This is a genomic window from Spongiimicrobium sp. 3-5, assembly GCF_046557915.1.
Lineage (GTDB): Bacteria > Bacteroidota > Bacteroidia > Flavobacteriales > Flavobacteriaceae > JBHEBG01.
In genome coordinates this window covers 542,113-560,537 of the sequence record NZ_JBHEBG010000003.1, presented here as the reverse complement: position 1 = coordinate 560,537, position 18,425 = coordinate 542,113, and the positions used below count along the sequence as shown (strand labels likewise).

Sequence of the window (18,425 nt, the reverse complement as noted above, 5' to 3'; positions counted from 1 at the left end):
CGTAATAGACACTAGTGAACGTTCTCCTACATCCATGCTATTTTCCAAACATCATTACTTTTACCGCCTTGGTTAAAAACAATGTTTGTTGGGAGGTGCAAGACAACTATCAAAAACAAACCTATAGGAATAGATGCTACATATGTACGGATATTGGTAAACATATGCTTACCATCCCCATTAGGCATATAGGCGGCTCCCAAGGGAGACAAAACTATAAGGATGTTAAAGTAGACAACCAATATCAATGGCAAAGGCAGCATTGGCGTACTTTGGAAACGGCCTATAGAACCTCACCCTTTTTTGAGTTTTATGAAGATGATATTATACCGCTCTACGAGCAAAAATTCAAATTTTTGTTAGATTTTAACCTGCTGACCATAGCCACCATTTGCAGTTGTCTTGGTATTGATATGCCTTCAGAAAAAACTGAAAAATACGATTTAGAACCGCTATCCATGGTAGACCTTCGTTTTTTGGCGGAAGCTAAAAAGGAACCGGTGTTAGAACAGGGGCACTATACCCAAGTTTTTGGGGATAGGCATGGCTTTATAAAAAATACCAGCGTGTTAGATCTTCTTTTTAATGAAGGCAGCAATGCCTTAAACTATCTACAACAACAAAATATTGACACTTTGTTCAATAAATAAAAGTACATTGCCCAAAAAAGAGATTTATAGTAGCAAGCATGTACATTTAACTATTTTCCATGTATCGATTTATTATCCATTATGGCATTCACATTCTGGTCCCTATAGCTATTGGACTAGCATTTTACAAAGAATACAGAACAAAAGCTATTTTGATATTGCTACTGGGAATTGTAATAGATATAGACCATCTTCTGGCCAGCCCAATTTTTGACCCCGACCGGTGTAGTATTAATTTTCACCCATTACATACTTATTGGGCTATTGCTTTATACTTATTGTTACTTGCCTTCCGAAAAACACGTATCATTGGTATTGCCCTGCTAATCCATATTTTCGCAGATTTTGTGGATTGCCAGTTAATCGGCTGGTAGACGAACCGAGGCCATTATGGGAAAGTGATCGGACAACTTCTTGTTTAGGATGTTATGGGATCTCACCTCTAGGGAGGGATCTACTAAAATAAAATCTATACGAAACGGAAAGTATTTAAAATTGAACGTACGTCCGTAACCTGTGCCTTTTTCATCATAGGTATCTATCAAATCGCCCTTTGCAATACGGTATATATTGGAAAATTCGGTATTGTTAAAATCTCCGCATACTATACTTTTATGGGGTGATTTTCCTATATGTTCCTTAAATAAGTTGGCCTGTTCTTGCTGCTTTAAAACGGTATTGCCCATCCTGCCCAAAAGTTTTTTGGAAGACTGATTGGTTATGGTTTCTTTTGAAGGTACAATACTGAACGACTGAAAATGAATGTTATACACCCGAACGGTGTCCTTTTTATACAGAATATCTGCATAAATGATGTTGTTTACAGTGTTGGGAAGGTTTAATGAGCCGTTGGCAATGATGGGAAATTTTGAAAAAATTGCCTGAATGGTCCATCTGGTAGAATAAGGGGTTTCGCATCGATAAGGATATTGTTCCAACTCTTTGTACTTAATCCGGCTGTGCTCTTGTATGCACAGAATATCGGGGTCCTCTACTGCTATCAAATCGGTGATTTGCTTTCCTATGGTATCATCGTCAATCCAATCGTATTTATTAAACCCACGTACATTGTAGCTCATAATACTTAAATCTTCATCGTCCATCGCTGTGTGCGAGGCGCCCATTTTATAGAAAGATCCGAGCAGCAGATAAGCCAATAACAAGGGCAACGCTGAAATAATCAACTGTTTCTTTCTCTTAAAAATCCAGTAGGTTAGAAAAACAAGGTTGATAACTACCAACAAGGGTACGGCTAGACTAAAAAGTGAAATGAACGGGAAAAAATCCACAGGGATATAAGGTACAGCGCAAGAAATTAATAGGCATAGCGCTACCAATAAGTTGAGCACAAACAAAAACTTGTTTAACGGCGATAATTGCTTCACAAATCAGTCTTCTTTACCAGCTTTAAACAAAAAGTCTTTTTCAGCTTTTGAAAGGCTTTCATATCCAGATTTACTGATTTTATCCAAGATTGTATCTATCTTTCGTTGACGGCTTGCCTTATCATAGTCAACAGAAGATTTGGTACGCACCTTACCTTTGCGATATACGGTTTTCAGGGGGGCTTTCTTCTCCTTTCTTTTGAACAAATTTGCCAAGCCATCCAAAAATTTGGAAAAACCTTCCCCAATATCCTTACCGTTCAGCAATTGTCTGGCATAGACGTAACCTAAGAAGGCCCCGCCCAAATGCGCAAGCCTGCCCCCTATATTACCCCCATATTGTATTTGGATAAGGTCTATCAACACAAAGAAGACGCCTATGTACCAAAGCTTTACGTTAAAAAAAATTATTCTTACTTCCTGATTGGGTATATAGGCACAAACGAAGATCAACACTGCCGTAACCCCTGCGGAAGCACCTATAAGGGCGGCATTGGTGTTCAACAAGGTGGGAAAAATGTTATAGCTGAGCAAAAAAATGAGTCCACCCAAGATTACCCCTAGAAAGTAAACGTTGATAAACTTACGTGGTCCAAAGAGGTTTAGGAATATTCTTCCCGAAAAGTAGAGCATTAACATATTCCAAAAAACATGTCCAAATCCTCCGTGGAAAAAAGAGTAACTTACCAAGGACCAGGGTTGCCCTATAAAACCCAAAAAGTCTTTGGGTAGTTCAAACCACTGTACCAACGCGGTACCGCCCAAGGCAAGAAAAAGACCATCCGTTATAAACACCAGAACGTTTATGGCAATGAGTTTTTCTGCTATACTGAGGCGTGCAAATTGATATTTTAATCCGGTACTCATGCTAATCCCATCGGTTTTTGTTAAACTGATTTTTCTTCCAGTACCACATCATCAAAAATCCGAACAGTGCGCCACCGATATGGGCAAAATGCGCTATGCCACTTCCAAAAATAGAATAGCCGGTTACGCCAGAGAATAAATCCAGTGCTATAAGTACGGGTATAAAGTACTTGGCCTTTATTGGAATAGGTAAAAATATGAGGAAAAGTTCACTATTGGGGTAAGACATTCCAAAGGCAACCAAAATACCGTAAATAGCGCCCGAAGCCCCAACAGCTGGAGCGTTATATGCACTCAAAAAATTATCGATAGTACTCTGGGAGGCCAGGTTGTACCATCCAGGGTTATATTTTCCATTGGATACAAGATCCATTATCTGATTTCTTGCAATGCCAGAATTTACCAGTGCGTCTATTCCCTCGTTAAAATAATAATAGTTTACACCGGTATGTATCAGGGCCGCTCCCAGGCCGGCCGAGAAATAAAAGAAAAAGAACTTATTCTTGCCCCACATCTGCTCCAAAGGAGATCCAAAGGCCCACAAAGCATACATATTAAAAAGAATATGCATAAACCCACCGTGCATAAACATATGCGAAATAACCTGCCAAAGCTCAAAATTCTCATTTTCAGGAAACCAGAGTGAAAACCACTGGTACATCTGATCACCATACAAGGAGGTGGCTACAAAAAATAGCACATTAACTATGACCAAATGCTTAACTGCATCCGTTATTCTACCCATCTAAATAAATTTTTTATCAATATCGTTTTCGGAAAGGGTAACATATATCGGTTTATTAAACGGACTTACCCTAGATTCCTTACATGCAAACAAATCATTTACCAAAGCCAATTGCGAATCGTTATCCAATTGCTCACCGGTCTTAACGCTCAAGGTCTTGCTCAAGGTCTTCGCCAAGACATCGGTCTGCGAAAAACTATCTCCGGTTATTTCTTGCTGGTGGTCAGAGATCAACTGATCTATTACCATGCCAACCTCGCTCTCTGGCACCAACAAAGGCACACCGGTGATCTGTATTTCTTCATCTTCAATTTTATCGAACACAAACCCTACAGTGGTTAAACTGTCTTTAATATCGCGTATTACACCTATATCGCCTTTGGAATAATTTAATGACAAAGGAAAAAGCAGCTGCTGGCTAACAGCTTCTTTAACGGTGATATTCTTTAGGAATTTTTCATAGAGTACTCGTTGATGCGCCCTACTCTGATCTATAATAACCATACCCGATTTAATGGTTGTAACAATATATTTTCGTCTTAGCTGAAATGTGGTGCCCGTGGTTTCCCAATTTTCCTTTTGCCCCTCAAAAATAGATCCGGTTATAGTATCAGATTCAAAACTTACGCTGCTAAAATCATCTTCCTTCCCAACTTTAGATTCTAAACCCACGTACATGTTCTCCCATCCCTTGGCACTTTGTTTTTGATATCCCTGCACCACACCACTTTTTTTAGGGGTATCCACAAAAGGATTAAACGCTGCATCTACCATTACCCTAGGTTGCTCTACGCCCTTATCCTTGTAGTCATAGGGTGTCTCAAGATTTGGGTCATGGTCAAAATCCAAGGCCGGAACTACGTTAAACTGGCCTAAGCTGTGTTTTACGGCAGACCTCAGTATGGCGTATAGCGAATGCTCATCATCAAATTTGATCTCGGTTTTGGTAGGATGAATATTGATGTCTATTGCCGCAGGATCTACTTCTAAGTACAGAAAATAACCTGGATGTGTTTCCTTTCTGATAAGGCCCTCAAAAGCGGCAACAATGGCATGGTGAAGATATGGACTTCTTATAAATCTATTGTTTACAAAGAAAAACTGCTCTCCCCTGCTCTTTTTGGCAAATTCTGGTTTACAAATAAAACCCGATACTTTTACCATTTGGGTTTCTTCCGTAACAGGTACCAGTTTTTGATTGGTCCGCTGTCCTAAAATATTAACGATGCGCTGCCTTAAATTGGTGCTTTGAAGACTGAACAATTCATTTCCGTTATTGTAAAAATGAAACTCTACCAAAGGGTGGGCCAAGGCTACCCGATGAAACTCATCGGTAATATGACGGAGCTCCACCTGATTTGATTTCAGGAAATTTCGTCGTGCAGGAATATTGAAAAAAAGATTTTTTACAGATAACGAAGTTCCTTTAGGAGTTACCGAAACCTCTTGTGAAACAACCTTGCTTCCTTCTATCTTAATGGCCGTGCCCACCTCGGTACCTTCCGTTCTGGTCTGCATATCCACATGGGCAATGGCCGCAATGGACGCCAGTGCTTCCCCTCTAAAACCTTTGGTGTTCAGATTAAAAAGATCTTGGGCGCTTTGTATTTTTGAGGTAGCGTGCCTTTCAAAACTCAATCGGGCATCGGTGGCACTCATACCTACCCCGTTGTCCACCACCTGTATTAGGGCCTTTCCCCCATCCTTTACAATTAATTTTATGGAAGTGGCATGGGCATCTATGGCATTTTCCAACAATTCCTTAACTACAGAAGCCGGACGTTGAACCACTTCCCCGGCTGCAATTTGATTGGCAACATGATCTGGCAAAAGTTTAATTATATCTGCCATTAAATTAAGAAGTCTAGTTTGCCATATTTAATTGCGGCATACGCAAAGAATAAAAGGAAAATTAGTATAATTAAAAATCGGAGGCGGCTGTTTTTGTTTCTGTCCATACTCTTAATCGTCTTCCAGTCCTCACGAAAACTCTTCTTGCGATACCCTTTAAAATATTCAGAATCCGATTTGGCGGCTTTGGCCTTTCTCAAATTTTCTATACGCTCTTTGCGCTCATCATAATAACGAGGAGAATAATTGTAAGATTTATTTCTATTTTGCTTAAACAGCGTAGGAAGTCTCATAATCATATCTACATTACTCAAAAGTACTGAAAATGGGACAATTTAGTTGAATGCAGATGCTAAAAATTGTTAACAAAACCTAAGGTGACAGATGCTTTTACTTTACCCAGAAATTTATGTGACGATATGGTATTTGGTAGTATACCTCTTTTTTTTAGCACGGATTAACCCCCTAAAGTGGCCATTTTTATGGCGGCTATGGCTGCTTCCGTACCCTTGTTGCCATGCTTACCTCCACTGCGATCTATGGCCTGCTGCAAGTTATTATCGGTAAGTACGCAAAAAATGACCGGAACATCTGTTTGCACGTTTAAATCCTTCACTCCTTGTGCCGCGGCGCTGCATACAAAATCAAAATGTTGGGTTTCTCCCCGAATAACACTACCTATAGCAATAACAGCGTCTACCTTTTGGGTAGAAATCATTTTCTTACATCCAAAGGTAAGCTCAAAACTGCCGGGAACGTCCCACCTTAAAATATGTTCTTCTTTGGCCCCGCAATCTAAGAGTGCCTCCAGAGCCCCTGTATAAAGTCCTTCGGTTATTTGGTCGTTCCATTCCGCAACAACAATACCAAATCTAAGGTCTTTGGCATTGGGGATATCCGCTTTGTTGTAGACAGAAAGGTTTTTGTTTGCCGTAGCCATTAGTTGCCGCTTTTCGCCATCCCTATAAAGACATCGATGGTCCTGGCCTCATCAGAATCGGAAAACTCCTCTTTGATACGCTCAAAAGAAGATAATGCCTTGTCTTTCTGATTTAATTCTAACGCAGCCGTACCTGCTTTATATAGAAATTTAGGTGCCGTATAATCGTTATCACTATGTGCAACTGCTTTTTCATAATATACCAATGCCTCACTTGGCTGATCTAGCTGCATAAATGCATCGCCTATACTTCCTTTGGCAAGAGCTCCAAGAATGGCATCATCCGAAGAAAAATTCTCCAGATAATTTATGGCTTCCTGATATTTCTGCATATTTAAATAGGCCATCCCTGATGCATAGTTGGCCAAATTGGCTGCTTTGGTACCACTGTACTCATCTATGATATCCAGAAAACCGTATTTTCCTTCTGCCCCGTTCAGGGCCAAGGTGTAAAGAGAGTCTTTGGCTGTTGTACTGCTCAACGCCTGATCAAAATATTGTTGTGGATAGTACATTTCATTGGCCGCATTGGTTTCCTTAGGTTTCTGTACAAATTGATTATAGGCCAAATAACCAAGTACTCCCACAGCAATTACCCCAATGACACCGAGAATGTAGTTCTGATTCCTAGAAACCCACTCTTCGGTTTTGGATGCGCTTTGGTCCAAAGTGCTAAAAACCTCAGCAGTTGTGCTGTTCTGCTCGTCCAATTCTATCCCTTCCGCTTTGTTCTTAGGTTTATAGCCTCGTTTTTTATATGTAGCCATCGTTAATTTAATTGATCGCGCAAAAATAAAGTTTTTATCCAAAACCTAAGGGTTATTTATTCGTTATTTTTCGATATTTTGCAGCTTTGCTAGCTCTTCTAAAAACAATTTTTGAACAAGCTCCATGTTTCTAAAGAATTTATCCCTTATTAATTATAAAAATTTTGACTCCTTAAAACTTACGTTCGATCCCAAGATAAACTGCTTTGTAGGGAGTAATGGTATAGGGAAAACAAACATTTTGGATGCCATTTACCATCTATCTTTTGGGAAGAGTTATTTTAATCCGGTAGGGTCGCAAAATATAAAACACGGAGAAGATTTTTTTGTGATCGATGGTGAATTTGAAAAGGATGGGAGGCAAGAAAAAATTGTCTGTAGCCTAAAACGAGGGATTAAAAAAGTAATCAAGAGAAATGGTAAAACCTACGAACGCTTTTCCGATCATATTGGCTTTCTTCCTCTGGTGATCATATCCCCGGCAGATAGGGATCTCATTACCGAAGGTAGCGATGCACGCCGTAAATTTGTGGATAGCGTAATCTCACAATCAGATAAACAGTATCTACAGGCTTTGATCAATTATAACAAGGTACTGATGCAACGCAATTCCCTGCTTAAGTATTTTGCGGTGAACCATACCTTCAATGCCACTACCTTATCCGTGTACAACGAACAACTAGATCAATATGGCTCTTTGGTTTTTAAGAAAAGAGAGGCTTTCCTTAAGACGTTTATCCCAATTTTTAAGGAACAATATACGGCCATATCCGCGGCAGCGGAGGAAGTTTCACTTACCTATGACAGCAAGCTTTTGCAGACCCCTTTGAGCGAATTGTTAACAAACAGTTTGGAAAAGGACAAAGCCTTACAATATACCAGTGTAGGTATCCACAAAGATGATCTTAGTTTTGAGATCAGTGGGCACCCCATTAAAAAATTTGGTAGCCAGGGGCAACAAAAATCGTTTTTGATAGCCCTTAAACTAGCACAGTTCAATTTCATAAAAAAAGAAGCTAAGACTACCCCTATCTTACTACTTGATGATATCTTTGACAAACTAGACGAGCATAGGGTGGCACAAATCGTACATTTGGTGGATGATGAGAGTTTTGGGCAAATTTTTATAAGTGACACCCATGCGGAAAGAACTGAAAAAGTGGTGAAGACCATTCATCAGTCCTATAAAATTTTTAAATTGTAAGATGCGTTTTTGGTCAACCTTTTTAATACTATGTCTCTATGTTGGATGCACTCCTAAGGTATCCCAGGATAGTTTATTGTACTTAAACGGATATTGGGAAATTAAAGAGGTAGAATTTCCTGATGGCAATACAAAGGAATATAAGGTAAACACCAATTTGGATTATATCAAAATTGATGGTTTGGTAGGGTTTAGGAAAAAAGTACAGCCAAAATTCGATGGCACCTATATTACTACGGATGATGCTGAGCCCTTCCGAATACTGCGGGAAGATGAAACCTTTGCTTTGTATTATAAAAACGAACTTAGTGCATGGACGGAACGGATCACAAGCCTGTCCGAAGATCGGTTCTCGGTCATAAACGAAGACAATATTACGTACAGCTATACTCGCTATGTGCCTATAAATGCAAAAGAATAATGGCCAAACGAAAAAATACAGGTATACGATTAAATGAGGCCTTAGATCAATTCATCTCCGAAAATAAGTTGCAAAAGGGTATGGATAGGGTTAATGTACGAGATGCTTGGGCAACGTTGATGGGAAATGGGGTCAATAACTATACTACGGCCGTAGAACTGCGAAGCGACACCCTATTTGTATCGCTTTCTTCCTCCGTACTTCGGGAAGAACTAAGTCATGGAAAATCTAAAATCATTGCCATGCTCAATGAAGAATTGGGTAAAGATCTAGTAAAAAAATTGGTGTTGCGATAACAAAAAAAAGCCACCATAAAAAGGTAGCTTTTCACATCTGTATTTTAAAATCCTAGTAAATTTCCCGTCCAGAAAAATGAAACGCACCCTCAATGGCCGCATTCTCATCACTGTCAGACCCATGAACGGCGTTCTCTCCTATTGATGTGGCAAACAATTTACGTATTGTACCTTCAGCTGCTTCTTCTGGGTTTGTAGCACCTATAAGTGCCCTAAAGTCCTCAACGGCATTTTCTTTCTGTAAAATTGCGGAAACAATTGGACCCCTTGTCATAAAATCAACAAGTTCCCCAAAAAATGGGCGCTCTCTATGTATGGCATAAAACTCTTTGGCATCCCTTCTACTAAGTTGTGTATATTTCATTGCTACTATCTTAAACCCTGCAGATGTGATCTTTTCCAAAATGGCGCCAATATGCCCATTTTCGACTGCATCTGGTTTTATCATAGTAAATGTTCTGTTTGTACTCATGCTTTAAAAATTTTGCGCAAAAATACGCTTTATATATTAACCCGCAAGCCATAAATGCAATGGTATAAATCTTTAAAAGGCCAACATCATCCGTAGCGTGTAGGATTTGACATACGGCATTAAGTATAACACAATGGCCCCAATAACTTCCCCAAAGGTTAAAATACCCTTGCATCCTTAAAAGACTTTAGTATAAAATTGTATATTTGGGCGCATGAATTTAGAGGATATCAAGGCCGTTGAAAGGCTACTTTCCACACCACAGAAAATTGTAATAATCCCACATAAAAATCCGGATGGTGATGCTATTGGATCCACATTGGGGCTATGGCATTATTTACGTCAAAAGGGACAAGAAGTATGGGTAATTTCGCCCAATGATTATCCCAAATTTCTGAAGTGGATGCCCAATAATGATCAAATTGTGAATTTTGAAAAGGATAACAGCCTGGCAAAAGACCTTATCAACAGTGCCTCTATCATATTTACGTTAGACTTTAATCATTTGGGTAGGGTAGGCCAGATGCAAACCATTTTGGAAGAAGCAACGGCCACTTTTATAATGATAGACCATCACCAAGCACCAAGCGACTATGCTAAAATTATGTATTCCGATGTAATGCTTAGCTCTACTTGCGAAATGGTTTATAATTTTATAGAGTTCTTGGGAGATACCGATAAAATAACACCTGAAATAGCCAATTGCCTTTATACCGGTATTATGACAGATACGGGGTCTTTTAAATTTGCATCCACCACGAGTAGAACACACAATGTTGTGGCAAATCTAATAGACAATGGGGCAAACAATACAGAAATCCACAATAGGGTCTATGACACCAATACGCCTAGTAGACTTCACTTATTGGGTTGCGCGCTTAAAAATATGGTCATTTTACAAGAATACCGTACCGCTTATATTACCCTTACCCAAGATGAATTGGACACCAATAATTTCAAAAAAGGAGACACCGAAGGTTTTGTAAATTACGGACTTACCTTGGAAGGTATTTATTTTGCGGTGATTTTTATTGAAAACCGAGACGAAGGAATTATAAAGATCTCGTTCCGGTCCGAAGGGGATTTTTCTGTAAATGAATTTGCCCGGGATTATTTTGAGGGAGGGGGCCATACCAATGCGGCTGGTGGTAAAAGTGAAAAGTCTATGTCGGAAACTGTGAAATATTTTGAATCGCTTTTAAAGATTACGTCTATAAAATAAAACCTATGAGACTGCTTCTTTTTTTTGTGGCATTATTTAGTTTAGCCTGCTGTGGGGGGCCAGAACCGCGTAGGCCCGTGAAAGTAAAATCTGGGAGTTTTATAAAAGAATCCGCAGAACGAAATAAAAAACTGCTTGAAAGGGAAGAAAAAATGATTAAAGATATCATAGCCTTGGATACAATACATAACTATATTGCCACTGCCGATGGTTCTTGGTACTACTATGAAAACAAAAGGAACGATGAAGACTATATGCCGAGGCCCGATGATCTGGTGACGCTTACCTACAACATTGTTAGTTTTGGCAACGATACCATTTACAGTAAAGAAACCTTGGGGATTACCAATTACAAGGTAGATAAACAAGAGTTTTTTCCGGGATTCCGGAGCGGTGTAAAACTTCTAAAAGAAGGAGAAACCGCTACATTTTTGTTTCCTTCGTCCAGAGCATATGGTTATCTTGGCGATAAAAACAAGGTTGGGCCAAACGTACCCATAAAGAGTACATTATCCATTTTAAAAATAGAAAAACAACGAGATAGTATTTAACACAAATAGCAATAAATTTTACAAACATGAAAAAAGCACACCTACTGATTCTAACCATCGCCTTGGCCCTTGCCGGATGCAAATCTGGTCAAAGAGCAGATTTGGGAGATGGTATTTTTGCAGACATACAAACTACACGTGGTGATATTGTCCTTAAATTGGAGTATCAAAAAACACCACTTACCGTGGCCAATTTTGTTTCGCTCGCCGAAGGTAAAAATCCCTTTGTAAGTGAAGAGTTCAAAAACAAAAAGTATTACGAAGGAATTATTTTCCATAGGGTAATCAAAGATTTTATGATTCAGGGAGGCGATCCAACGGGCACTGGAAGCGGTAATCCCGGTTATAAGTTTAAAGACGAAATACATGATTCCCTATCGCACCACAAAGCAGGAATTCTATCCATGGCAAATGCAGGGCCCACTACCAACGGAAGCCAGTTCTTTATTACGCACAAGGAAACGCCATTTTTAGACGGAAGACATACTGTTTTTGGAGAGGTAATGTCCGGTATGGATGTGGTAGATTCTATTGCCAATGTAGCCACTTCACAGGATCCGGGTAAAAAAGACAGACCAACAACCGATGTGGTGATGAACAAGGTAGAAATCATAAGAAATGGTAAGGAGGCCAAAAAATTTGACGCCGTTCAGGTAATGACCGACTATTTTGCGGAAGAGGAAGCCCGAGTAGCGGCCATGAAAAAAGTAAAAGAAGATTTCCTTGCCGAATTGGCCAAACAACAGGCAGTTGCGGAAACCTTGCCTTCTGGACTTAAAATTTACAGTATCCAAAAGGGAGAAGGGACACAACCTACAACAGGACAAAAGGTTTTGGTAAATTATGCAGGCTGGTTACCCGATGGAACTTTGTTTGACACCAGCGAAAAAGAAGTGGCAGAAAAATTTGATAAATTCACTCAAATAAATGCCATGCACCGTGGTGATTTTTCTCCTACACCTATGGATTACAGTCCAGAATCTAGATTAGTAGCAGGCTTTAGGGAAGGATTGTTAAGCATGAAAGTGGGTGATAAAATTCGTCTTTTTATACCACCACATTTGGGTTACGGGTCGCAAGGAGCGGGTCCTATACCTCCCAATTCCGATTTAATCTTCGATTTAGAGATTGTAGGAGTATCCCAGTAAGGGTCTTTAACCCTAAAAGTATAAAAGCCGGCCTTTGGTCGGCTTATTTTTTTGGTGTGTTCTTAAGGATTTCCAATACGAAACGCCAATACTTTTGTACAGAAGCAACACTTACTGTTTCGTCTGGGGAATGTGCGCCGTGGATAGTGGGTCCAAAACTGATCATATCCATATCCGGATAGTTTTGTCCCAATATACCGCACTCCAGTCCTGCATGGCAAGCCACTACTTTGGGTTTTTCCTTAAACAAAATCTCATATTGTTCCTTTAGAACTTCAAGTATCAAAGAATCCGGATTGGGTTTCCAACCGGGGTAGTCGCCAGAGAAACTTACCTCGAACCCTGCGAGTTCAAAGACCGATTTAAGTGCGTGCGCCAAATCTATTTTTGCCGAATTTACCGAAGACCGGGTGAGGCAACCTATTTTTAAACTTCCGTTTCTTGCCGATATTCTTGCTATATTATTGGACGTTTCTACCAAATCCGACATGGACGGACTCATGGCATAAACCCCATTATGTGCGGCGTAAACGGCTTTTAAAAACTTTTCCTGTACGCCCAAGCCCATAACACTTTCCGGCACCTTGCACGTGGAGAGGGTAATAGATAACTGCGGTTCTTGCACCAATAACTCACTTTTAATCGTAGTTGCCAATTCATCAAAGTTCTTTTCAAAATCTTGTTTATGGGCCTTGTCCACCACAATTTTTGCAAAACTTTCTCTAGGAATGGCGTTGCGAAGACCCCCTCCATCTATTTCAGATATATATACATTATGATTTTCGGTTCCATGATAGAGCATCCGGTTCATAATTTTATTTGCATTGCCCAAACCTTTATGAATATCCATGCCACTATGGCCCCCACGTAAGCCTTTAACCAAAACTTCATAAGCAAGTATGCCCCTTGGTACGGGTTTGGGGTTATAGGATCTTTCGGCGGTTACATCTACCCCACCAGCACAGCCAATGTCTATCTCGTCATCTTCCTCCGTATCCAGATTTAAGAGTATATCCCCTTTAAGTACATTGGCCTCCAAACCCATGGCGCCGGTCATACCTGTTTCTTCATCTATGGTAAACAAGGCCTCCAAAGCAGGATGTGGGATAGTATTACTTTCCAACAACGCCATTATCGTAGCAACACCAATTCCGTTATCTGCCCCCAGGGTAGTTCCATTTGCCTTTACCCAATTTTCTTCCACAAACATTTCAATTCCCTGGGTATCAAAATCGAAATCAGTATTCGCGTTTTTTTGATGTACCATGTCCAAATGAGACTGTAGCGTTATCATCTTTCTATCTTCCATCCCCGCTGTTGCCAATTTCCTAATAATTACGTTTCCCACGGTATCCGAAAACGTTTCCAAACCAAGGGATTTTCCAAAATTGATTATAAACTGCCGTACCTGTTCCTCTTTTTTAGAAGCCCGGGGAACGGCGTTAAGATCTGCAAATTTGTTCCAAAGGGCGATAGGTAATAAGTTGCGTATTTCCGTATTCATTTTCTGTCGTATAAGATTATCAAAAATACACTTTGGATCGGTAAAAAAAGTATAAAACAGAAATTACTGGTCGCACGTATAAACAGCCGGTTATTATAATCGATGCAATGTAGAAATGTAAAGTTTGAAAGATGGGCGTTATATTAATTGTTTAATTTTGGTTTTCATGAACAATCGATTAAAAAATGGTATCGCCTGGTCGATAATACCCCAAATTATCCTTGTTAAGTGGGCAGGAAGCTACCCTGAACTGGTGGAGGCCTACTATAGCAACGGATTGTACCCCGTAATATCGGGCTTTTATAGGAATATTTTGGGTTGGATTCCTTTTTCTATCGGCGATGTAATGTATGTAATACTGTTATTTTTGTTGTTCCGGTATTTATTTTTGAAGCGCCACAACATTAGACAAAAGCCTAAACTTTTTTTTAGGAATACCATCATGGTTTTGTCCGTTATATACTTTACGTTTCATATGTTATGGGGATTTAATTACTACCGACAACCTATCGCCAACAACTTGGGATTAAATGAATCACACTCGCAACAAGAACTTATAGCACTAGCAGAAAAACTCATAAAAAAAACCAACGATGTACAGTTTTATATTACATCGGATACGTCAAAAATGGTTCAAATACCATATTCCAAAGCGGAAATCTTTGAGAAAACCGTTTTAAGTTATCAGAAATTGGGTAAAGAATTGCCTTTTTTGGAGTATAAGGCCCCTAGCTTAAAGAAATCGTTGCTAAGTACTCCGCTGACCTATATGGGCTATGGTGGATACCTAAACCCTTTTACCAATGAAGCACAGGTAAACTATAAGATCCCCAACTTCAGGTATCCCGTGGTCTCTGCTCACGAAGTAGGTCATCAGTTGGGGTATTCCGCAGAGAATGAAACCAATTTTATTGGCTATCTGGCTACAGTTGGCAGTGACGATATTTACTTTCAGTATTCAGCCTATGCGTACGCTTTGGGCTATTGTTTGAGTGATATTAAAAGAAAGGACGAAACTACATTTGATCTATTATATACAGGACTTCATCCTGGGGTTAAGCAAAATTATCAGGAACTAGCCAATTTTTGGAAGGAACACGAAAATCCCCTGGAGCCCGTTTTTAAATCGGTCTTCAACGTTTTTCTAAAAGTCAATGACCAAGCAGACGGCATAAAGAGCTATAGCAAAGTGGTTGCACTTTTGGTAAATTATCACAAACAACACCCGTTATAGATCAGCCATCAATTGCCAAAGCGCCCAAGGTGCTTACCCTAGGCGCTCTGATATCATTTAAAATTATTCCTTTTCTCCAGGTATTTATTTACTGCACTTTTCCCACAACAACTTTGGAGGCATCGGGTTTTGCAAAAAATGCCGCAGGTTTGGGGGTTTCATCCAAGCTTACGTTTTCGAATTGTACGGTACTTTTGGCTTCCTTTATATTGCGGCCCTCGTAAGCATGCCAAGTAATGGATTTTGGCAATATTACATCGCCTACCTCCATCCAATCGTTATAGCGTATCCATTTTACATTATCGGACTTTTCACCGCTTCTATACGTTACCGTATATCCCAGCCAGGCCATTTGATTGGTTTCTGGGTGATAGTGGATAAAGTACTCGTCCTTATATGAAGTGCCTACACCGGCATTGTAGCTAATGCGTATGCCCGGATATTGCATCCCTTCAAAATCTAGTGCTGGGGTAGCACTATAAACAATACCGTCATCGGCCAAAAGAAAGGGCATGGCGTAGAAATAGAACATTAGGTTGTGGTAGAAAACAGGGTCTCCCTTGTAGTTATCATCCGGGTCTAGCAACCATACATCCTCACCGTCGAAACCCAAAGAAAAACCAGGGCTATCTATCCTATCCTTGCGAGAATATAAATCTGTAGTATGTATCTCGGTATTTTCTGGGTCTGGCATTTCATAAACCAGACTCCTTTTAGCTTTCCAGGAAGCAAGACCTCCGTGGGCATCAAAAACCTGTTGCAAGGCTTCCGGATAATCGTTTTTTACAGCTTCAACCTCTTTGGTTGATTGGTTCATGTCGGTATCCACCTTTTTTGGAGTCTCTTTGCAAGATAGCAGTAACAGCGACAGACCGAGTATAGATAAAAATCTCATAATATATTGTTTTTTAAGTCGCCCTATTTGTCGGGCAACGATTAGATTGTTTACGGGATTAGCCTATTTTTGTACAAATGAACGAAATAAAACAGATAAGTAGCCTACAAAACCCTTTGGTTAAGAAGATATTTTCGCTTAAAGAAAAGTCCAGGGACCGAAAAAAATCGGGCCTATTTGTTTTAGAAGGTGTACGAGAGTTTAATCTTGCGATAAAAGGAAAATACCATATAGAAACTATTTTTTTCCACGGGCCGCTAATGCCAATAGAAAAAGTAAGAACACTGATCCAAGATTTAGAAACACCTCCCAACGTTATTGAGGTAAGTAAGGAAGTTTATCAAAAGTTGGCCCATAGGGAAACCACGGAAGGTATGCTTGCCCTTGCTAAAAGTAAGTCGCACAACTTGATGGAGTTTCCCCTAAACGGAAAACACCCCCTGATACTAGTGGCGGAAGCACCCGAGAAACCGGGAAATATTGGTGCATTACTACGTACGGCGGATGCAGCTAACTTGGATGGCGTCCTTATTGCAAACCCCAAAGGCGATCTGTACAACCCAAACATAGTACGATCTAGCATAGGTTGTATTTTTACGGTAAACATAGCTACAGGTACAAGCGAGGAAATAATACATTTTCTAAAAGAAAACGAAATAGCAATCTATTGCGCAGCGCTGTCGTCCTCCAAAATATATACTTCCATTGATTTTAGGGGCGCAAACGCTATTGTTGTTGGCACGGAAGCTACCGGGTTAAGCGAAGAATGGCTAAAAAATGCTTCTGATAATATTCTGATACCCATGGAGGGTGAAATAGATTCCATGAACGTTTCGGTATCGGCGGCAATACTTATATTTGAGGCAAAACGCCAAAGAGCATTCTAAAAAAAGTAGTTGTCCACCATTAATGTTTTAATTTAAATCGACCTACCTTTACAAGTCTTAAAAGTTAATTTTATTGATAATAGCACAACCAATCCCAAATCTAACCTCTTGACCAAAAAAATAGAAAATGGAAAGTAACACCTTGTATTATATCATAATCGGGATATTGATTCTTCAATTTTTGATCGAAACCCTTTTAGATTATCTAAACGCCAGTAGATTCCAAGATTCGGTACCTGCTGAGCTCCACGATGTATTTGATGATGAGGCCTATAACAAATCACAGGCATATAAGAAAACCAACTACCGTTTTGGCATACTTACATCCTCATTTTCGCTATTGTTGGTGTTGGCCTTTTTACAATTCAATGGATTTGCATGGGTAGATGGTATTGCCAGAAACTTAACGGGCAATCCAATTCTTATAGCGCTTGTTTTCTTCGGTATCATAATGATAGGCAGCGATATCCTTAGCACACCTTTCGCCTACTATCAAACTTTTGTTATTGAGGAAAGATTTGGCTTTAACAAGAGTACAAAAAAACTTTTTTTGCTCGATAAAATTAAAGGTTGGATAATGACCGCCGTGCTCGGAGGAAGCATCCTAGCAGTGGTTATTTGGTTTTTTCAATGGGCAGGTACCTACTTTTGGTTATATGCATGGCTCTTGGTAGCTGTATTCTCCATTCTCATGAATTTAAGCTATAGCCGATTAATTGTACCTCTTTTTAATAAGCAGACACCTTTGGAGGAAGGAAGTCTAAAACAAAAAATAGAGAGCTATTCCAGAAAGGTAGGTTTTGAGCTTAAAAACATTTTTGTAATAGACGGATCTAAAAGGTCTACAAAGGCCAATGCTTATTTTTCGGGCTTTGGTAAGGAAAAGCGGATAACTTTATATGATACTTTGATCCATGATCTTGACGAGGAGGAAATAGTAGCGGTATTGGCACATGAAGTAGGTCATTATAAAAGAAAACACATCATTTATAATTTGTCCATGTCCATACTGCTTACAGGATTTACCCTGTTTGTACTATCCCTGTTCATCAACAACCCGGAATTGTCCTTGGCAATTGGGGTACAACAGCCCAGTTTTCATGCGGCACTAATAGGTTTCGGTATTTTGTACAGTCCAATTTCCGGTATTACCGGTCTGGTAATGAACTACCTCTCCAGAACCTTCGAATATGAGGCGGACAATTACGCCAAAAATACCTTCGGAGCGGCACTTCTCATTACCTCTTTAAAGAAAATGTCGAAGAACAGTTTAAGCAATCTTACCCCACATCCTGCATACGTTTTTATGCACTATTCACATCCTCCGTTAATCTCCCGGATAAAGAACCTAAAGGCATAGTTTTTGTTGGTTACTACATAAGATTG

Annotated in this window: 21 protein-coding genes; 11 read left to right on the top strand and 10 right to left on the bottom strand. The window is 39.7% G+C overall.

All coding sequences use genetic code 11. The features are described from left to right. The first annotated feature begins 14 nt into the window (after positions 1-14). Positions 15-650 carry a WbqC family protein gene (locus ACEQ81_RS14090; RefSeq protein WP_411031542.1) on the top strand — a complete coding sequence of 212 codons (636 nt, stop codon included), beginning with the start codon at positions 15-17 and terminating at the stop codon, positions 648-650. Between the two features lie 59 nt (positions 651-709). Continuing rightward, positions 710-1,024 (top strand): DUF6122 family protein, encoded by a 315-nt coding sequence (locus ACEQ81_RS14085; RefSeq protein WP_411031541.1) that lies wholly within the window; start codon positions 710-712, stop codon positions 1,022-1,024. On the opposite strand, the gene ACEQ81_RS14080 is transcribed toward ACEQ81_RS14085, so the two are convergent. The 7 genes from ACEQ81_RS14080 to ACEQ81_RS14050 form a co-directional block, all read right to left on the bottom strand. Next, complete coding sequence (locus ACEQ81_RS14080; RefSeq protein WP_411031540.1) at positions 1,010-2,035, bottom strand: endonuclease/exonuclease/phosphatase family protein; 1,026 nt, start codon at positions 2,033-2,035, stop codon at positions 1,010-1,012. The genes ACEQ81_RS14085 and ACEQ81_RS14080 overlap by 15 nt on opposite strands. Positions 2,036-2,038: 3 nt before the next feature. Continuing rightward, positions 2,039-2,902, bottom strand: coding sequence for a rhomboid family intramembrane serine protease (locus tag ACEQ81_RS14075; protein WP_411031539.1), 864 nt, complete (start codon positions 2,900-2,902; stop codon positions 2,039-2,041). 1 nt (position 2,903) lies between these two features. Further along, complete coding sequence (locus ACEQ81_RS14070) at positions 2,904-3,647, bottom strand: rhomboid family intramembrane serine protease (RefSeq protein ID WP_411031538.1); 744 nt, start codon at positions 3,645-3,647, stop codon at positions 2,904-2,906. Further along, entirely contained in the window at positions 3,648-5,498 is a 1,851-nt protein-coding gene (gene mutL / locus ACEQ81_RS14065; protein ID WP_411031537.1) for a DNA mismatch repair endonuclease MutL, read from the bottom strand. After that, on the bottom strand, positions 5,498-5,791 hold the full coding sequence (locus ACEQ81_RS14060) for a hypothetical protein (protein WP_411031536.1): 294 nt from the start codon (positions 5,789-5,791) through the stop codon (positions 5,498-5,500). The genes mutL and ACEQ81_RS14060 overlap by 1 nt, the downstream gene beginning before the upstream one ends. Before the next feature lie 164 nt (positions 5,792-5,955). Continuing rightward, positions 5,956-6,438 carry a 6,7-dimethyl-8-ribityllumazine synthase gene (ribH, locus tag ACEQ81_RS14055; RefSeq protein WP_411031535.1) on the bottom strand — a complete coding sequence of 161 codons (483 nt, stop codon included), beginning with the start codon at positions 6,436-6,438 and terminating at the stop codon, positions 5,956-5,958. After that, complete coding sequence (locus ACEQ81_RS14050) at positions 6,438-7,205, bottom strand: tetratricopeptide repeat protein (RefSeq protein ID WP_411031534.1); 768 nt, start codon at positions 7,203-7,205, stop codon at positions 6,438-6,440. Before ACEQ81_RS14050 ends, ribH begins: the two co-directional genes overlap by 1 nt. A 124-nt stretch (positions 7,206-7,329) precedes the next feature. Between ACEQ81_RS14050 and recF the strand changes: the two genes are divergently transcribed. From recF to ACEQ81_RS14035, 3 genes are read left to right on the top strand one after another with little or no spacing between them, the layout of a single operon-like run. Then, positions 7,330-8,409 (top strand): DNA replication/repair protein RecF, encoded by a 1,080-nt coding sequence (gene recF, locus ACEQ81_RS14045; RefSeq protein WP_411031533.1) that lies wholly within the window; start codon positions 7,330-7,332, stop codon positions 8,407-8,409. Position 8,410: 1 nt separating this feature from the next. After that, complete coding sequence (locus ACEQ81_RS14040) at positions 8,411-8,830, top strand: hypothetical protein (RefSeq protein WP_411031532.1); 420 nt, start codon at positions 8,411-8,413, stop codon at positions 8,828-8,830. Further along, the gene (locus tag ACEQ81_RS14035; RefSeq protein ID WP_411031531.1) at positions 8,830-9,126 is read left to right on the top strand and encodes a DUF721 domain-containing protein; all 297 of its coding nucleotides are present in this window, start codon (positions 8,830-8,832) and stop codon (positions 9,124-9,126) included. The genes ACEQ81_RS14040 and ACEQ81_RS14035 overlap by 1 nt, the downstream gene beginning before the upstream one ends. A gap of 52 nt (positions 9,127-9,178) precedes the next feature. On the opposite strand, the gene ACEQ81_RS14030 is transcribed toward ACEQ81_RS14035, so the two are convergent. After that, complete coding sequence (locus tag ACEQ81_RS14030; protein ID WP_411031530.1) at positions 9,179-9,598, bottom strand: nucleoside-diphosphate kinase; 420 nt, start codon at positions 9,596-9,598, stop codon at positions 9,179-9,181. 214 nt (positions 9,599-9,812) lie between these two features. Between ACEQ81_RS14030 and ACEQ81_RS14025 the strand changes: the two genes are divergently transcribed. The 3 genes from ACEQ81_RS14025 to ACEQ81_RS14015 are packed head-to-tail and all read left to right on the top strand — an operon-like array spanning position 9,813 to position 12,519. Further along, the gene (locus tag ACEQ81_RS14025) at positions 9,813-10,820 is read left to right on the top strand and encodes a DHH family phosphoesterase (RefSeq protein WP_411031529.1); all 1,008 of its coding nucleotides are present in this window, start codon (positions 9,813-9,815) and stop codon (positions 10,818-10,820) included. A gap of 5 nt (positions 10,821-10,825) precedes the next feature. Continuing rightward, a complete protein-coding gene (gene gldI, locus ACEQ81_RS14020; RefSeq protein ID WP_411031528.1) occupies positions 10,826-11,371 on the top strand; it encodes a gliding motility-associated peptidyl-prolyl isomerase GldI in 546 nt (181 codons plus the stop codon). A 26-nt stretch (positions 11,372-11,397) separates the two neighbouring features. After that, positions 11,398-12,519 carry a peptidylprolyl isomerase gene (locus ACEQ81_RS14015; protein WP_411031527.1) on the top strand — a complete coding sequence of 374 codons (1,122 nt, stop codon included), beginning with the start codon at positions 11,398-11,400 and terminating at the stop codon, positions 12,517-12,519. A 43-nt stretch (positions 12,520-12,562) separates the two neighbouring features. Here ACEQ81_RS14015 and ACEQ81_RS14010 read toward each other — a convergent pair whose 3' ends face one another. Beyond that, a complete protein-coding gene (locus tag ACEQ81_RS14010; RefSeq protein ID WP_411031526.1) occupies positions 12,563-14,023 on the bottom strand; it encodes an aminoacyl-histidine dipeptidase in 1,461 nt (486 codons plus the stop codon). A gap of 166 nt (positions 14,024-14,189) precedes the next feature. On the opposite strand from ACEQ81_RS14010, the gene ACEQ81_RS14005 reads away from it, so the two are divergent. Then, positions 14,190-15,257, top strand: a complete 1,068-nt coding sequence (locus tag ACEQ81_RS14005) for a DUF3810 domain-containing protein (RefSeq protein ID WP_411031525.1) — start codon at positions 14,190-14,192, stop codon at positions 15,255-15,257. 88 nt (positions 15,258-15,345) lie between these two features. Here the strand turns inward: ACEQ81_RS14005 and ACEQ81_RS14000 are convergent, their stop codons facing one another. Beyond that, entirely contained in the window at positions 15,346-16,152 is an 807-nt protein-coding gene (locus ACEQ81_RS14000) for a hypothetical protein (RefSeq protein ID WP_411031524.1), read from the bottom strand. 77 nt (positions 16,153-16,229) lie between these two features. On the opposite strand from ACEQ81_RS14000, the gene ACEQ81_RS13995 reads away from it, so the two are divergent. Then, positions 16,230-17,039 (top strand): TrmH family RNA methyltransferase, encoded by an 810-nt coding sequence (locus tag ACEQ81_RS13995; RefSeq protein WP_411031523.1) that lies wholly within the window; start codon positions 16,230-16,232, stop codon positions 17,037-17,039. A gap of 127 nt (positions 17,040-17,166) precedes the next feature. Then, positions 17,167-18,399, top strand: a complete 1,233-nt coding sequence (locus tag ACEQ81_RS13990; protein WP_411031522.1) for a M48 family metallopeptidase — start codon at positions 17,167-17,169, stop codon at positions 18,397-18,399. The last annotated feature ends 26 nt before the right edge of the window (positions 18,400-18,425 follow it).

Bases quoted from the DNA above. Each gene is read 5' to 3' on its own strand.
- ACEQ81_RS13995 (WP_411031523.1), top strand. From the start codon at position 16,230: ATGAACGAAATAAAACAGATAAGTAGCCTACAAAACCCTTTGGTTAAG.
- ACEQ81_RS14040 (WP_411031532.1), top strand. From the start codon at position 8,411: ATGCGTTTTTGGTCAACCTTTTTAATACTATGTCTCTATGTTGGATGC.
- ACEQ81_RS14030 (WP_411031530.1), bottom strand. From the start codon at position 9,598: ATGAGTACAAACAGAACATTTACTATGATAAAACCAGATGCAGTCGAA.
- ACEQ81_RS14005 (WP_411031525.1), top strand. From the start codon at position 14,190: ATGAACAATCGATTAAAAAATGGTATCGCCTGGTCGATAATACCCCAA.
- ACEQ81_RS14035 (WP_411031531.1), top strand. From the start codon at position 8,830: ATGGCCAAACGAAAAAATACAGGTATACGATTAAATGAGGCCTTAGAT.
- ACEQ81_RS14050 (WP_411031534.1), bottom strand. From the start codon at position 7,205: ATGGCTACATATAAAAAACGAGGCTATAAACCTAAGAACAAAGCGGAA.
- ribH (WP_411031535.1), bottom strand. From the start codon at position 6,438: ATGGCTACGGCAAACAAAAACCTTTCTGTCTACAACAAAGCGGATATC.
- recF (WP_411031533.1), top strand. From the start codon at position 7,330: ATGTTTCTAAAGAATTTATCCCTTATTAATTATAAAAATTTTGACTCC.
- ACEQ81_RS14070 (WP_411031538.1), bottom strand. From the start codon at position 3,647: ATGGGTAGAATAACGGATGCAGTTAAGCATTTGGTCATAGTTAATGTG.
- ACEQ81_RS14015 (WP_411031527.1), top strand. From the start codon at position 11,398: ATGAAAAAAGCACACCTACTGATTCTAACCATCGCCTTGGCCCTTGCC.
- ACEQ81_RS14060 (WP_411031536.1), bottom strand. From the start codon at position 5,791: ATGAGACTTCCTACGCTGTTTAAGCAAAATAGAAATAAATCTTACAAT.
- ACEQ81_RS14010 (WP_411031526.1), bottom strand. From the start codon at position 14,023: ATGAATACGGAAATACGCAACTTATTACCTATCGCCCTTTGGAACAAA.
- gldI (WP_411031528.1), top strand. From the start codon at position 10,826: ATGAGACTGCTTCTTTTTTTTGTGGCATTATTTAGTTTAGCCTGCTGT.
- ACEQ81_RS14025 (WP_411031529.1), top strand. From the start codon at position 9,813: ATGAATTTAGAGGATATCAAGGCCGTTGAAAGGCTACTTTCCACACCA.
- ACEQ81_RS13990 (WP_411031522.1), top strand. From the start codon at position 17,167: ATGGAAAGTAACACCTTGTATTATATCATAATCGGGATATTGATTCTT.
- ACEQ81_RS14075 (WP_411031539.1), bottom strand. From the start codon at position 2,902: ATGAGTACCGGATTAAAATATCAATTTGCACGCCTCAGTATAGCAGAA.
- ACEQ81_RS14085 (WP_411031541.1), top strand. From the start codon at position 710: ATGTATCGATTTATTATCCATTATGGCATTCACATTCTGGTCCCTATA.
- ACEQ81_RS14000 (WP_411031524.1), bottom strand. From the start codon at position 16,152: ATGAGATTTTTATCTATACTCGGTCTGTCGCTGTTACTGCTATCTTGC.
- mutL (WP_411031537.1), bottom strand. From the start codon at position 5,498: ATGGCAGATATAATTAAACTTTTGCCAGATCATGTTGCCAATCAAATT.